Source organism: Janthinobacterium violaceinigrum, from assembly GCF_009208555.1.
GTDB lineage: Bacteria > Pseudomonadota > Gammaproteobacteria > Burkholderiales > Burkholderiaceae_D > Janthinobacterium > Janthinobacterium violaceinigrum.
This window is the reverse complement of the sequence record NZ_WFLI01000012.1, coordinates 94281-109648: the sequence shown is the minus strand read 5'-3', so window position 1 is coordinate 109648 and position 15368 is coordinate 94281. Positions and strand designations below refer to the sequence as shown.

Annotated in this window: 13 protein-coding genes; 9 read left to right on the top strand and 4 right to left on the bottom strand. The window is 64.0% G+C overall.

Annotated elements, in window-relative coordinates; genetic code table 11:
• Positions 1–40: 40 nt before the first annotated feature.
• From GCN75_RS12845 to GCN75_RS12830, 4 genes are all read left to right on the top strand, one after another.
• A complete protein-coding gene (locus tag GCN75_RS12845) occupies positions 41–2176 on the top strand; it encodes a glycoside hydrolase family 28 protein (RefSeq protein ID WP_152282869.1) in 2136 nt (711 codons plus the stop codon).
• Between the two features lie 112 nt (positions 2177–2288).
• Positions 2289–3236: a 2-dehydro-3-deoxygluconokinase gene (locus GCN75_RS12840; RefSeq protein ID WP_152282868.1), complete on the top strand. Its 948-nt coding sequence runs from the start codon at positions 2289–2291 to the stop codon at positions 3234–3236.
• A gap of 70 nt (positions 3237–3306) precedes the next feature.
• Positions 3307–4029: a GntR family transcriptional regulator gene (locus GCN75_RS12835; protein ID WP_152282867.1), complete on the top strand. Its 723-nt coding sequence runs from the start codon at positions 3307–3309 to the stop codon at positions 4027–4029.
• A gap of 119 nt (positions 4030–4148) precedes the next feature.
• Positions 4149–5678, top strand: a complete 1530-nt coding sequence (locus tag GCN75_RS12830) for a methyl-accepting chemotaxis protein (RefSeq protein WP_152282866.1) — start codon at positions 4149–4151, stop codon at positions 5676–5678.
• Between the two features lies 1 nt (position 5679).
• Here the strand turns inward: GCN75_RS12830 and GCN75_RS12825 are convergent, their stop codons facing one another.
• Together GCN75_RS12825 and GCN75_RS12820 are read right to left on the bottom strand one after the other, a co-directional pair.
• Complete coding sequence (locus tag GCN75_RS12825) at positions 5680–6888, bottom strand: DUF2863 family protein (protein WP_152282865.1); 1209 nt, start codon at positions 6886–6888, stop codon at positions 5680–5682.
• 107 nt (positions 6889–6995) lie between these two features.
• Positions 6996–7862: an HDOD domain-containing protein gene (locus GCN75_RS12820; protein WP_152282864.1), complete on the bottom strand. Its 867-nt coding sequence runs from the start codon at positions 7860–7862 to the stop codon at positions 6996–6998.
• Between the two features lie 290 nt (positions 7863–8152).
• Here GCN75_RS12820 and GCN75_RS12815 point away from each other — a divergent pair, with 290 nt between their 5' ends.
• Complete coding sequence (locus GCN75_RS12815; protein WP_152282863.1) at positions 8153–8731, top strand: DNA-3-methyladenine glycosylase; 579 nt, start codon at positions 8153–8155, stop codon at positions 8729–8731.
• Here the strand turns inward: GCN75_RS12815 and GCN75_RS12810 are convergent.
• Complete coding sequence (locus GCN75_RS12810; RefSeq protein WP_152282862.1) at positions 8728–10434, bottom strand: methyl-accepting chemotaxis protein; 1707 nt, start codon at positions 10432–10434, stop codon at positions 8728–8730. The two genes, GCN75_RS12815 and GCN75_RS12810, sit on opposite strands and share 4 nt — an antisense overlap.
• Positions 10435–10526: 92 nt before the next feature.
• Positions 10527–10985 (bottom strand): cache domain-containing protein, encoded by a 459-nt coding sequence (locus GCN75_RS12805; protein ID WP_152282861.1) that lies wholly within the window; start codon positions 10983–10985, stop codon positions 10527–10529.
• A gap of 280 nt (positions 10986–11265) precedes the next feature.
• Here GCN75_RS12805 and GCN75_RS12800 point away from each other — a divergent pair, with 280 nt between their 5' ends.
• Genes GCN75_RS12800 through GCN75_RS12785 form a run of 4 tightly spaced genes read left to right on the top strand, consistent with a single transcriptional unit; the run spans position 11266 to position 15332 of the window.
• Positions 11266–12630, top strand: a complete 1365-nt coding sequence (locus GCN75_RS12800; RefSeq protein WP_226941352.1) for a KamA family radical SAM protein — start codon at positions 11266–11268, stop codon at positions 12628–12630.
• A 2-nt stretch (positions 12631–12632) separates the two neighbouring features.
• Complete coding sequence (locus GCN75_RS12795) at positions 12633–13973, top strand: MFS transporter (RefSeq protein WP_226941350.1); 1341 nt, start codon at positions 12633–12635, stop codon at positions 13971–13973.
• Positions 13918–14766 carry a fumarylacetoacetate hydrolase family protein gene (locus tag GCN75_RS12790; protein ID WP_152282859.1) on the top strand — a complete coding sequence of 283 codons (849 nt, stop codon included), beginning with the start codon at positions 13918–13920 and terminating at the stop codon, positions 14764–14766. Before GCN75_RS12795 ends, GCN75_RS12790 begins: the two co-directional genes overlap by 56 nt.
• Complete coding sequence (locus tag GCN75_RS12785) at positions 14766–15332, top strand: carboxymuconolactone decarboxylase family protein (protein ID WP_152282858.1); 567 nt, start codon at positions 14766–14768, stop codon at positions 15330–15332. Before GCN75_RS12790 ends, GCN75_RS12785 begins: the two co-directional genes overlap by 1 nt.
• Positions 15333–15368 lie beyond the last annotated feature (36 nt).

Genomic DNA, 15368 nt, shown 5'->3' with positions numbered 1-15368 from the left:
TTGCCACCTCAGAGCGGCGCTTATATCAGGAGATGCATTCATGAAGGCAGGCAGCAAAAAACTCAACTCAGGCTGGACGCAGGCATGCGTCGCATTGCCCTTGGCCGCCATGCTGGCCGCTTGCGGCGGCGGTGGCAGCACCGACGGCGCCACGTCCACCACGTATAACCCGGGCAGCGTCTACCAGGTAGGCACGACCTCGTTCGACCCGGACCTGCCGGCAGAGCCAACCCTGCCGAAGGACACGCAGGTGTGCGCCACCCTGGAAGCGTCGAGCAACCTGGTGCGCCGCCCGGACGGCTCGCTGCCGCCGGAAGCCGATCCGTCGAAGCCGGGCGTGGGCGTGGCGGTTACCACCGCCACCGCCAATCCGGACCAGGCCCGCATCCAGGCCGCGCTGGACGCCTGCGGCGCCGCCGTCGATGCGGAAGTGGGCGCGAAGATCGCCGCCGCCGATGCCGCCTCCACGGCCGCGCAAAAGACGGCCAACGTCAAGAACGTGAATATCGCCGGCGTGTCGGGCGAAGAACTGGCCAAGCCCGAATACCGCGGCAGCAAGTTCGCCGTGCGCCTGGTGGTCAACAGCTCCGGCGTGGGCGATGGCTTCATCAGCGGTCCATTGACCCTGCCATCGGGCGTCACCCTGTGGATCGACAAGGGCGTGACCCTGTACGCGTCGCGCGACGTGACCACCTATTCGCCGAATCCGGCCGGCCCGTACTGCGGCAACACGGCCGTCAGCTCCAGCAAGGCTGGCAGCTCGGGCAACTGCTCGGCGCTGATCAACGGCTCCAACCTGGTCAACTCGGCCGTCATGGGCGACGGCTCCATCGACAGCCGCGCCTACGCGGAAATCGTCACCACCAACAAGCTGTATCCGCTGATGAAGGTCGACATGACCTGCTCGAACACCTACGCCATGTATGCCACGGGCAAGCAGGCCGCCGACGGCGTGTCGTGCGATAACGGCGGCACCGTCGTCGACTCGAAATCGTCGGCGCGCAACATGAGCTGGTGGGACCTGGCCTTCCTGGGCAACATGGTGCAGAACGGCGTGACCGGCACGGGCTCGCAGTCGAACTTCCGCATGATGGTGTTCAACTATGCGAAAAACCTGACCTTGTACCGCATCTCGCTCAATAACAGCGCCAACTTCCACGTCGTGCCCAGCGGCGTCGATGGCTTGACGGTGTGGGGCGTGAAGGTGCAGACGCCGACCCTGGCGGCTTTCGCCAACCCGGCCGGCAACGGCAACCCGCTGTACAACGGCGAGACCTACAATGCGGACAACGTCAAGAACACGGACGCGTTTGATCCGGGCGCAGCCGGCAAGGCCATTTCCGGCAAGCTGGCCACGGGCAGCAAGACCACCTCGACGGGCGCCATGTCGTTCGACGGCTACCTGAAGAACTTTGTCTTCGCGTATAACTTCGTCAGCACGGGCGACGATGACGTGGCCCTGAAGGGCAGCGCCAACCCGTCGCCGGCCGGTTCGGGCCTGTTCGCCATCGACGGCAAGCGCGACGTGCGCTCGGACCGCAAGCACGGCATCGTCATCGCGCATAACCACATCTACTGGGGCCATGGCATTTCCGTCGGCAGCGAAACGAATGCGGGCGTGACCAACGTCGAGGTGTATGACAACTCGTTCACGCATTCCGAGGAAGGCTTGCGCATCAAGTCCGACTATGCGCGCGGCGGCGAAGTGAGCAACGTCCACTACCGCAATATCTGCATCCGCGATGCGCAGAATGCGCTGTTGTTTACCACCTATTACAGCACCAAGGCATTGCCGACGGCAGGTCCCCTGTACCCGAACTTCCACGACATCACCCTCGATAACGTGCGTATCCTGGGCAATACGGCCATCAAGCTGCAGGGCTTCAAGGCCAATACGGGAGGTTTCGACAATCCGCAGTATCCTCTGGTCATGACCCTGAATAATGTGGTGACGGATACGCCGAACGCCACGACGATGACTTCGTCGGATGCCAACCTGACGATCAAGGGCACCAACCTGCCGATCTTCGCCAATGCGGCCGAGCGCGTGACGGTCAACGGCACGGCGACGCAGGCGGTCGACGTGGAAAAAGTGGTCGATTGCAGCAAGGCCTTTGTCGACTTCCCGGCCATCGGCCAGTCGAACCTGTTCGGTTCGACCTGGGACAAGAAGTAAGCCTGCGACGCAGGCCTGGGTAGCACGGAAATAGCGCGCGCCGCGCCGGCCATCTTTCGGGATGCCGGCGCGGCGCCGCTCTGAATCGATGGAAAATCGGGAGGAAACCGCAATGCAAGCACCACAAACCGTTTTCGTCATCGGCGAATGCATGATCGAATTGCAGCGCGCGGAGCAGCAGCAGGAGCAAAAGCCGGCCATGGCCTACCGCTTTGGCGGCGATACCCTGAACGCGGCCGTGTACATGGCGCGCCAGCTTGACGCGGGCCGGCACGCGGTGGCGTACGTGACGGCGCTGGGCAGCGACAGCCTGTCCGACGACATGTGCGCCAGCTGGCAGGACGAGGGCATCGATACGCGCTGCGTGCAGCGCCTGGCCGACAAGCTGCCAGGCATGTACCTGATCGAGAACGATGCGCAGGGCGAGCGCCGCTTTCACTACTGGCGCAGCGATTCGGCCGCGCGCCACTGGCTGCGCGGGCCGCAGGCGCCGGCCATCCTGCAGCAGCTGGCCGGCGCGCGCCACGTGTACTTGTCCGGCATCAGCCTGGCCATCCTGCCGCCGGCCGACCGGGAACTGCTGCTGGCGACCCTGGCGCAGTGCCAGGCGCAGGGCGGACAGATCATCTTCGACAATAACTACCGTCCGCGCCTGTGGGAAAGCGCCGATGCGGCTGCCTCGGCCTACCATCGCGTATTGAGCCTGTCTTCGCTGGCCCTGCTGACGCTCGATGACGAAGATGCCTTGTATGGTCCGGCCGACGTGGCGCAGGTGCTGGCGCGCACCGGCGCGCTGGGCGTGCCCGAGATCGTGCTCAAGCGGGGCGCGCAGCCCTGCATCGTCAGTTTCCACGGCGTCGTGGAAGAGGTGGCGACCCGGCCGGTGGCGAACGTGGTGGACACCACGGCGGCCGGCGACTCGTTCGGCGCAGCCTATGTGGCGGCGCGGCTGGCAGGGCAAGCGCCAGCCATGGCGGCGGCGTCGGGACACCGTCTCGCCGCCTGCGTGATCGGCCGGCGCGGCGCCATCATCGCGCGCACGGAAATGCCTGCCGGATGAGCGCAGACCCTGTATCATCGATTACACTGTTTTTTCCTGTTTAACCTTGCCGTTTCGCTACAATAAGTCTATGAATCTGACGTCTTCTCTTCCTCCTGCCGATGGCGAAACCGGTGTCAGCGCCGCGCGTCGCGTGTATGGATTGCTGCGCCAGCGTATCGTTGACATGAGCATGCTGCCGGGAACGCGCATCGTGGAAAAGGAACTGGCCGATGAACTGGGCACCAGCCGCACGCCCGTGCATGAAGCCGTGCAGCGCCTGGCGGAGGAAGGCTTGATCGAAGTGCTGCCGCGCGTGGGCACTTTTGTCGCGCGCATCCCGCTCGATTCGCTGGAAGAAGCCATGCTGGTGCGCTGCGCCCTGGAGACGGCCATCATCGAAAAGGCCACGGAAAGGGCGACGCCGGAAGGCATCGCCAGCCTGCGCGCCATCCTGGCGGCCCAGGCCGAGTGCATCGAACGCAACGATATCCGCGGGTTTCACCGCACCGACGAGAACTTCCACGCGGCCCTGGCCGAGCTGTCCGGCTATCCGGGCGTGTGGCCCATGATCCTGCAGGCAAAGACGCAGATGGACCGCTATCGCCAGCTGACCTTGCCCCTGGCAGGACGCATGAGCGATGTGATGGCCGAGCACAGTGACGTGGTGGAAGCGGTCGCCTCGGGCGATCCGCAGCATGCCGTCGCCGCCATGCGCAGCCATCTCGATCACGTGCTGCCGGTGCTGGAAATCACCCGCAAACTGCGGCCTGAATATTTCATGCCGCATCTCGCCGTCAAACCCAAACGCTAGCGTCCCTGCGCGCTCCATCGCCTGTCCACCGGCCGCTGCCAGCGGGCCGGCAGGGCTAGCCACGCCTGTCGTGGCCGATGGCGCGCAGCCATGCACAGCGAATGCTCCAAAGGATACCCATGAAAGTCTCTCACCGCCTGATTCTGCTGGTTGGCGCCGCCCTGCTCGGCATGGCCCTGCTGGGCGCCTACAGCCTGCGCAATCTGTACCAGGCCATGCGGCATGACCGCGAGGCGCAGATCGTCAACATGCTCAAGATGGGCGAACACCTGGCCGCCCACTACCACGCGGAAGAACTGGCTGGCCGCCTGACGCGCGAACAGGCGCAGACGGCCGCCAGGCAGGCATTGACCCAGCTTAATAATGACGGCAAAAGCTATTACTGGGCGCGCCTGCCGAACGGCTTGAACCTGGTACACCCGAATCCGAAGAATATCGGCGTGGTCGCCGAAGGCGAAACCATGGATGGCCGGCCCGATTCGCAGGCGTATGTCGAGGCGCTGGCCAGCAGCGAAGTCGGCCTCGTCTCCGTCAAGAGCAAGCGCGACGGGCAGCTGGCGGCCAAGCTCAATGGCATCATCGCCTTCAAGCCCTGGGGCTGGTGGATAGGCACGGGTTTTTTCAATGACGATATCGAGAACGCCTTCTGGCAAGCGGCCATGCAGTTCCTGTGGTTTTTCCTGGCCGCCCTGGCCGTGATGTCGGCGCTGGGCTGGCAAGTGATCCGCAGCGTGCTCGGCGCCCTGGGCGGCGAGCCGGCCTACGCGGGCGACGTCACGCGGCGCATCGCCGGGCGCGACCTGTCCGCCCCCGTGGCGCTGCGGGCGGGCGACAAGGCCAGCCTGCTGCACAGCATCGCGCGCATGCAGCAGGACCTGGCCGGCACCGTACGCCAGATCCGCGGCAACGCCTCGGCCATCGCCACGGCGTCGCAGGAAATCGCCAACGGCAACCTGGACCTGTCGGCGCGTACGGAGGCGCAAGCCAGCTCGCTCGAGCAGACGGCGGCCTCGATGGAGGAACTGACGGGCACCGTCAGCCAGAATGCGGGCAATGCGCAGCAAGCCAGCGTGCTGGCGGGCGATGCCGCGCATCTGGCGCGCCAGGGCGGCGCCGTGGTGGCGCGCATGGTCGACACCATGGGCGCCATCCGCCAGTCGTCAAACCAGATCGCCGACATCACGGGCGTCATTGACGGCATCGCCTTCCAGACGAATATCCTGGCCCTGAATGCGGCCGTGGAAGCGGCGCGCGCGGGCGAGCAGGGGCGCGGCTTTGCCGTGGTGGCGGGCGAGGTACGCAGCCTGGCGCAGCGCGCGGCCGGCGCGGCGAAGGAAATCAAGGCGTTGATCGGCGTCTCGGTGACGCAGGTGGAGGCGGGCGGCGAACTGGCCGGGCAGGCGGGCGACGCGATGCGGCACGTGGTCGAGAGTATCGCCAAGGTGACGGCCTTCATGCGGGACATCAGCACGGCCACGCACGAGCAAAGCGAAGGCATCGCGCAGGTCAACCAGGCCATCATCAGCATGGATGACGTGACCCAGCAAAATGCGGCCCTGGTGGAGCAGGCTGCCGCCGCGGCCCAGGCCATGCAGGAACAGGCGCATCAGCTGTCGGAACTGGTCAGCCTGTTCAAGCTGGAACGGTGAATCAGGCTGCCCGGTACGCCTGCGCTTCCACGGGCTGGCCCTGGGCGTCGAAGCGCAGCGCCACGGACAGTTGCGTCACGCCGATGGTGGCCAGCGCGTCGCAGATGTCGTCGACTTCGTCCTGCAGGTCGGCCGCCAGGTCCAGCGGCTTGTCGGCGCTGTGCAGCAGTTGGCCGCCTGCCGCCGTGACGTTGACGCGCAACAGCATTTCGCCGTGCTCGTCGGCAGGACCGACGACCACCGAGACATCCGCTGCCGCCACATTGTTTTCTGCCAGCGCATGGTTGATGCCCGACATCATCTGCAGCATCGCATACTCGTTCAAGCCTTGCTCCTTGCCACCGTGGAACAGGTCCTGGTACAGGAAGCTCACTTCCAGGGCGTTGCCGGCCGGCGCCAGGCAGCGCTTGACGAGCTCGCCCACTTCCGTCGTCCACTGCTGGTAGCGGGCCATGCGCGCGTCGAACCACGCGTCGAGCGCCGCTTCGTCCTTTGGTTCCGCATAAAACGGATCGTCCACGCGCTTGAGGGCAAAGCCCAGCAGGAAGCGCAGTTCGACGGCCGTGTCCTGCGGGCCGAAGGCCGTTTCGCTCCAGCCCACGATGCTGCTTTCCAGGCCCGGCGTGGCGACGATTTTCTTGTCCGTCATCGAAGAATAGGCATCGCGCACCATCTCGTGCAGATGGCTGTAGGTGATGCGGTCGATTTCATCGAGGTCGTAGGCATGGCTCATCAGGACCACCTTGGCCTTGGCGCTTTCCAGCTGGGATTGTTGAAAACTCTTCACCAGCGCTTCGAACGCGTCCTGGTCCTGGAAGCTGTCCGCTTGCTTGAGGCCGCCCGTGCTTTGCACCAGCAGGGGCACGACAAAGGCGTTGATTTCCATGGACGGCGCATTGTCGCGGCGGATCACGGAAATGGACGCGGCTTCCTCGATATGGCTGCGCAAATATTGGTAGGCGCCCACGTCCTCGTATTTGGCGCGCTCGATGGCGTCGTACAGGATTTCATCTTTCTTTTGATTCAAGGCCTTGCGGATCAGGCGGCCGAACTCGACGGCTTGCTCGGCCAGCACCGTGCCCTGCGATTCGCTGTCTTCCTGCTCCGCCAGGTTCAGGGCCATCGTGCACAGCATGCGCGTGACGGATTCATCCTTGTCTTCAGGCGTGTTGGCGGATTTACGGGGGACAGGGCGCTTATTTTTGGGCATGGCGATCAACAGGTTAAGAAATACGGGGCAGGCAAACGGAAACGGGCGCCAGGGCTCATGCCAGGCGCCGGGACAGATCATACAGGCGGACGCGGCCGCCCGATACATCAATGGTCGGTATCGAACATCTCGTGCAATTCGTCGAGCAGGTCGGCCGCTTCTTCCTGCGACAGGCCGAGATGCTGGCAGGCAAGTTCGCCGCCTTTATCCCACTCCAGCGAGGTACTGTTGCCATGGTAGCGCTGAATGCCTTTTTCGGCCAGCAGCGACAGGGCGACGAGCGAGCGGATGGCGTCGTCCGTGGACGGGTCCGCCAGCACCGAGTAGTCGTGGTGGTGCAAGATCGCCCAGGAGACATCGGAGGACAGGCCCCAGTTGCGCGCCAGCAAGCAGCCGATGGCCGCGTGGTTGGTCTGGTGGCGCGCGTCTTCCAGGCTGGTGAAGCAATTGTGCGCATCGTTGGCTGCCGCCGCGTACGTGTTGACGTAGTCGGGGAAGCGGTTCATCAGCAGGGGCACGCCGATATCGCAGAACAGGCCGAAGGTGTGGGCGATGTCGGGCGGGGCGATGCGCAGCTTGCGCGAGGTAAATACCAGCGCGCGCGCGCGCTTGGCCGACACATCCCAGAAGTTGGTCAGTTCCACGCCTTCCGCTTCCAGCGCCTGGCGTGCCAGCAAGCCCGTCATCATGGCGCTGCATTGGTTGATGCCGAGAAAATTGATGCCTTGCTCGACGGACTTGGCCTTGCGCGCGGCGCCATAGAACGGCGAGTTGGCCAATTTCAGCAGGGCGCCGGACATGCCCACATCGTCGGCGATGATGCGCGCGATGCGGCGCGGCGACGGGTCGTCTTCGGCCAGTTCGCGCTGCAGGTCGACCAGCAGGCTGGGACGCGGCGGGATGCGGATGGAACGCATCAAGGCGTCAACCGGATCTTCCTGCACTAGCTGCTTTTGCGCTGCCGCTCTCATCATCACGCTTTCATCATCATTTTTGTGCCCGGTGGTTATTCTGTTGCGCGCTGCCGCTGCCCGCTTCATGAGCGTCTGGCGCAGTGCCCGACGATTATCGCTGTTTATGCATGGCAATAGTTCATCTCTGCAATATATTCTGGAAAAAATCCCTGTTTTCGCCTGGTCCAGCCCCGATTTTCGTCATTTTACGACGCTATTCATCAAGGTTTCTGTGATGAAAAGATCAAGTTTTATTTGTTTTCAAGGCAGGGCAAGGCGTGCGGCGCGAAGCGCGGCAGTACAATTGCCGGATGAAAAAAATCCTGGCAGGCATCGATTTTGCGGACGATTCCAGCAGCGTGGCGCGCCAGCTGATCGGCGTGACCGTGCTGGTCGACGGCGTGGGCGGACGTATCGTGGAAACGGAAGCGTATGACCGGCTGGACCCCGCTTCGCACACGTATGGGGGCGTGACGCCGCGCAACGCCGTCATGTTCGGCCCGCCCGCGCACGCCTATGTCTACCGCTCGTACGGCATGCACTGGTGCCTGAACTTTGTGTGCCGCGAAGCGGGGCATGGCGCAGGCGTGCTGATCCGCGCGATCGAACCCGTGGAGGGACTCGATGCCATGCGGGAACGGCGCGGCGTCGAGGGGGAGCGGCTGCTGTGCTCGGGGCCAGGCAAGCTGTGCCAGGCGCTGGGTGTCAGCCATCTGCACAACCGGCTGGCACTGGATGCGCCGCCATTCCAGTTGCTGGCCCGCGAGGAAGAGGTCACGGTGCACGCGGGACCGCGCATCGGCATTTCCAAGGCGATGGACACGCCGTGGCGCTTCGTGCTGGCCGGCTCGCCCTATCTGAGTAAACCGTTGCGGGCACCCGTCGTCTAGCTGCGCCGGCGCCGCGATGCATCGTTGGCGCCAGGCCGGCCGGGCATGCCGCGCAGCGGGCTGTGCAGCGCCCGCCGGTCGCTGCCTTCTCCCCTGGCGGGGCTGGCCGGATGCTGGAATGCCTCGTCTTCGGCATGGCCGGCCGGCACGGCGGGCAGCTCGTCCAGGGTGAACACGGCCACGGCCGCCGACAATTTGACGGCCTGGTCCTGCAAACTGGCCGCTGCCGCGGCCGCCTGTTCCACCAGGGCTGCATTTTGCTGGGTGACGTCATCCATTTGCGTGACGGCCTGATTCACTTCCGTGATGCCCGAGGCTTGCTCCGCGCTGGCCTCTTTCACGCGCTGGATGATTTCATTGACTTGCTGTACCGAGGCCACGATGGCGCCCATGCTGTCGCCCGCTTGCTGCACGGCCACGCTGCCCCCGTCGATGGTGGTGACCGAGGTGGCGATCAGGGTCTTGATTTCCTTGGCCGCCTGCGCCGAGCGCTGTGCCAGGGTGCGCACTTCGGAAGCGACCACGGCAAAGCCGCGGCCTTGCTCGCCTGCGCGTGCCGCCTCCACCGCCGCATTCAGCGCGAGGATATTGGTCTGGAAGGAAATGCCGTCGATCACGCCGATAATGTCCACGATCTGGCGCGAATTGGCCCGTATCGTCGCCATCGTCGTCACGGCCTGCTGCATCGACGCGCCCCCTTGCACGGCCAGGGTGGATGCTTGCCCCGCCAGCTCGCAGGCCAGCTGGGCGTTGTCGGCATTGTCATTGACGGCTTGCGTCAGCGCTTCCATGGCGCTCGACGTTTCTTCCAGCGAACTGGCTTGCATTTCCGTGCGCGCCGATAAATCGAGGTTGCCGGTGGCAATTTCACGGGAGGCCGTGTCGATCGATTGCACGGCGCCCATGATGGTGCGCAAGGTCTGGTTCAGGTTGGCGATGGTCTGGTCCAGCACGCGCGACGCGTCCGCGATCTCGTCATTGCCCTGCTTGGGTGCGCCCGCCATCAGCTTGCCCGCCGCCAGGTCTTGCACGGCGTCGGCGATGCCGCGGATTTCCACCAGCATGGCGCGCCGCACCAGCATGGTCACCACGATGGAGACGAGGATCGAGAGCAGGACCGTCAGCAGCAGGCTCCAGCACAGGCTGCGGAACTCGGCGCTGGCCGTCGCATGGGCCTCGCTGCCGAGAGTCGTTTCCAGCGCCGACAGTTGCGCCAGCTGCGTATTGAACTGGCCGAATTGCGTTTCCGCCTTGAGCATGGAATTGGTGGCGATCGACTGGTCCATCTGCGCCATTTCCATGGTTTCCAGCACGGCCTTGCGATAGCCGGCCAGGGCCGCGATGGCCGCATCGACCAGGGTGCGTTCGGCGCCCGTGGCCGTGGCGCGCAAGGTGGCCAGCTGGGTGCCGATGGCCGCATGGCGCGCCTTGATTTGTTGCTCCAATGTGTCGATGCGGGCCTTGGCGAAGCTGCCATTCGTCCACGACAGCAACTGGTACATATTGCCGTGCACATGCTTGGCGTCGCCGGCCACGTCGGATGCCGCCTTCAGATGCGCGATGCGTACCTGCACCATGTTTTCCAGCGAGGTATTTTGCCGCACCATGCCATACCAGGCACCGGTCGAGCTGAGTATCAGCAGCAGCAAGACCAGGGCGGGCGCCAGCAATAATTTCGGTCCTATGCGTAATCGATTGAGCATGCTTGACTCCCGGCTATGGCTGTTCAAACGGCAGGCGGCACAGGGGCAGGCGAGGGGGCGCCGCGCACTGCAGTCGCATGCGCCGCCCCTGACTATTTCTTGTAGATCCCCGCTTCCAGCACTACATCGTTGACGCGCAGGATGTAGGTGGTCTTCGGCTCGATCTTGCCGGTGGTGGGATTCTTGTACTGGTAATCGACCCAGCCCTTGCCCTGCTTTTGCGCCAGCTCAATGATTTCACGGCGATATTTCTTGCCATTGGCGTCGGGCACATCCGTCAAATCCTTGCCCACGATGGAAGGGTTGATGGGGTGGGCCAGCACGATGCCCGTCTTGATGTCGCGCATGTCCACGTATAGCGAGCCCTGCACGAAATCCGGGTCTTTCGCCGTGATTTTTTTCATCATTTCTTCCTTGCCATGCGCCTTCATGAAGGCGGCGCCCCGTTCCGCCATGGCGATGGCGTCTTTTTCCGTTGGTTCGACGGCGGCATGGACGCTGCCGCCCACAAATGCCAGGCACAGCAGGCTACCCGTGAATAAGCGTTTCATGAAAGCTCCTTGTGATATCGAGGGATGTGTTGCCAAGCCGTAATTTACGTCGCCGAGGTCCCCCTCAAATTGCGATGGCACAAACTAAGGTGTTGCTTGTCGGTAGCTTGCAACGTATCGACCGCTTGTTGATGTGTAGCAATTTGGTTCCGCGCAGCAAGAACTATGATGACTTTCACAGCATGCCGGGTTGGCATGGCAGTGGTATAAACAGGCTGAATTGGCCGATATAGGGCTGATTTCATGGAAATTACCGCTATTTATTGGCAAGGAGCCGACCGTGGCCGCACGCATTCCCGAGCCGTTTTCACCGAAGTTCAAGCCGTACACGCGGCACACCATTCAACAGGCACGGCAGTGGGAATGGCTGCCGGAAGAACAGCGCGAAGCCGTGCAAGTGGTCTCGCACGTCTTGCCATTCCGCACCAATGAATATGTGCTCGACCAGTTGATCGACTGGAACAATATCCCTGACGATCCCATCTACCGCCTCGTCTTTCCCCACCGCGACATGCTGCCGCCCGAGCAGTACGCGCACTTGCGCGAGCTGGTGCTGGTGCAGCGCGACAAGGCCGCCATCGATGCCTATGTGCATGGTATCCGCCTGGGCATGAATCCCCATCCGGCCGGCCAGATGACGCATAACGTGCCCAGAGTCAACGATACGTTCGTGCGCGGCGTGCAGCACAAATATGCGCAAACGGTGCTGTTTTTCCCCAGCGCAGGGCAGACCTGCCACGCGTATTGCACTTTCTGTTTCCGCTGGCCCCAGTTCGTGGGCATGGACGACATGAAGTTCGATGCGCGCGAGTCGCATGAGCTGGTTGCCTACCTGAAATTACATCGGGAAGTGACGGATGTGCTGATCACGGGCGGCGACCCGATGATCATGAACACGCGGCAACTGGCCGCCTACCTGGAGCCGCTGCTGGCGCCGGGTTTGGAACACATCCAGAACATCCGCATCGGCACCAAGGCCGTGGCGTATTGGCCGCAGCGCTTTGTGTCGGACCGCGACGCGGATGATTTGCTGCGCCTGTTCGAGCGCATCGTCAAGGCGGGCAAGAACCTGGCCGTGATGGGCCATTACAGTCATGCCGTCGAGTTGCGCCAGGACATCGCGCAGCAAGCCGTCAAGCGCATCGTGTCCACGGGCGCCACCTTGCGCATGCAGGGGCCGCTGATCCGCCATATCAATGAAGACCCGGCAAGCTGGGCCGAGCTGTGGCAGACGGGCACGCGCCTGGGGGCGATTCCGTATTACATGTTTGTCGAACGGGACACGGGTCCGCGCAGCTATTTCGAATTGCCCCTGGCGAAGGCGCACGAAATCTTCCAGGCCGCTTACCAGATGGTGTCCGGCCTGTCGCGCACGGTGCGGGGACCGTCCATGAGCGCATTTCCCGGCAAGATCGTCATCGATGGCATCGTCACCGTGAATGGCGAGAAACTGTTTGCCCTGCAATTTTTACAGGCGCGCAACCCAGACTGGGTGCGCCGGCCGTTTTATGCCAAGTTCGATGCGGACGCCACGTGGATCGACGATTTGAAGCCGGCCTTTGGCCACGACAAGTTTTTCTTTGAAACGGATGAGCCAGTGCCGCAGGTGCCGCATAAAATCATCCGCCTGGCGCAGGCTGCCTGAGCATGCACGGCGCCGGCGGCTCTTCCCGTTCCGGCGCGGCCGTGTTTTGCCTGGTGTTCCTGCCGTTTGCGCTGGGGCATTACCTGTCGTGCCTGTTGCGGGGCGTGAATGCCGTGCTGACGGCCGAGCTGCTGGGCGCCATCGCCCTGACGCCAGCGCAGCTGGGCTTGCTGACCAGCGCCTTTTTTCTCGCCTTTGCATTGGTGCAATTGCCGGTTGGCATGGCGCTGGACCGTTACGGCCCCCGCACGGTGCAACTGTGGCTGCTGGCGCTGGCGGCCCTGGGCGTGTGGCTGTTCAGCCGGGGCCACAGCTTTGCCGGGTTGATGTGGGCGCGCGCCCTGATGGGGGCGGGCCTGGGCGGCTGTTTCATGGCGGCCGTGAAAGCGATCTCGTGCGCTATCGCGCCGTCGCGCCTGCCTTCCGTGCACGGCTACCTGATCGCCGTGGGCGGCCTGGGCGCGGCCACGGCCACCATGCCCGTCAAGCTGGCCCTGCATTACACGGACTGGCGCGGCGTGTTCCTGGGCCTGGCGCTGGCGGCGCTGGCCATCGGCTTGCTGATCCGCCTGCTGTCGCCGGCCATGCCCGCGCCCGCCGCTGCGGGGAACAAGGTCAGTGTCTGGAGCGTGTACCGGGACCCCGGTTTTCGCCGCACCATCGCGCTGATCCTGCTGCCGCACACGGTGTTCTTTGGCGTGCAGGGCTTGTGGGTGGGACGCTGGCTGGCCGACGTGGGGGGCTTGTCCGACGACAGCGTCGCGTACTTGCTGTATCTGGGGATGGCGGCCGTCATCTTCGGCGCCATCGGCATGGGCATGCTGACGGAGTGGGCGGCGCGGCGCAGTATTGCACCCATGCAAGTGGCGGGCGCCGGCATCGCCCTGTTTGTCGCCGTGCAAGTGGCAATGGCATGCAATGTGCTGCCGAGCCTGCCCTTGCTGTCCGTGCTGTTCACCCTGCTGGGCACGGTGACGGGCCTCGAGTATGCGATCGTCGCGCAAAGCATGCCGGCCAGCCTGACGGGCAGGGCGGCCACCTGCCTCAACTTGCTCATTTTCACGGGCGCCTTCCTGGTGCAGGCGGGCTTTGGCCTGATCCTTGGATGCTGGCCCCTGAACAGCCTGCAGCAGTACCCGCCCCAGGCTTACCAGGTGGCATTTGGCGTGCTGGCGGCCTTGCAATTGCCGGGACTTGCGATGTTTTTCATTCACCGCTACAGGCGTGCCGGACCATCCGGTAAAATGGCAGCCTGCACAGCGGCAATGATCAACTCCAAGGAAGACTATGAAACTCGTTCGTTATGGACGTCCAGGCAAGGAAAAACCGGGCCTGATCGATGAAGAAGGCAAACTGCGCGACCTGTCCGGCGTGATCGCCGATATTGACGGTGCGCAACTGTCCGACAAGGCCTTGCGCAAGCTGGCCAAGCTCGATGAAAAGACGCTGCCCCTGGTGCGCGGCAACCCGCGCTTCGGCGTGCCGCTGGCGAAAGTCGGCAAGTTCATCGGCATCGGCCTCAATTACGCGGATCATGCGGCCGAGGCCGGCATGGCTATCCCGGCCGAACCCATCGTCTTCATGAAGGCCATTACTTGCCTGAATGGTCCGGATGACAATGTCGTGCTGCCGAAAGGCTCGAAAAAGACGGACTGGGAAGTGGAGCTGGGCGTCGTCATCGGCACGCGTGCCCAGTACGTGAGCGAAGAGGACGCCCTGAAATACGTGGCCGGCTACTGCGTCGTCAACGATATTTCCGAGCGCTCGTTCCAGCTGGAGCGGGGCGGCCAATGGGACAAGGGCAAGGGCTGCGACACCTTCGGCCCCGTCGGCCCATGGCTGGTGACGCGCGATGAAGTCATCGACGAGCAGGACCTGGACCTGTACCTGGAAGTCAATGGCAAGCGCATGCAGACCGGCAATACGCAAACCATGATTTTCACGGTGGCGCAGATCGTCAGCTACCTGTCGCAATTCATGACCCTGGAACCGGGCGACATCATCGCCACGGGCACGCCGCCGGGCGTGGGCCAGGGCCGCAAGCCGCAGCGTTTCCTGAAGAAGGGCGACAGCCTGCGCCTGGGTATCGCCGGCCTGGGCGAACAGCAGCAGGACGTGGTCGCCTGGACAGCCTGATGGCCGGTAGCGATATCGACCGCTTGCCGCCGCTGCCGCTGGACCAGCTCGACGCCCAGCAGCGGGCCGCCGCGCAAGCCATCATCGATGGGCCGCGCGGCGCCCTGTACGGCCCCTTCGTGCCGCTGATCCGCAGCCCCGAGCTGATGGAAACGGCGCAGCGCATGGGCGAGTACCTGCGCTACCGCAGCGCCATCGGCACGCGGCTGTCGGAGCTGGCGATCCTGGTGACGGCACGCCAGTGGGACCAGCAGGTCGAGTGGGCCATCCACGCGCCGCTGGCCGTGCAGAACGGCATCGCGCAAGCAGCCGTGGACGCCATTGCCGCGCGGCGCGCACCGCTGGCCCTGAAAGACGACGAGCAAGCCGTGCATGATTTCTGCATCGAACTGCAGCAGCACAAGCGCGTCAGCGATGCCACGTACGCGCGCGCACTGGCCCTGTTCGGCGAACATGGCGTGGTCGACTTGATGGGCATCAATGGCTATTACACCTTCCTGGCCATGGTCATGAATGGCGCGCAGACGGCGGTGCCAGCCTTGGGCGTGCCGCCCATGCCCGCCTGATTAGAGGAGTTCTTCGGGCAAAGATGGACAAAGTGT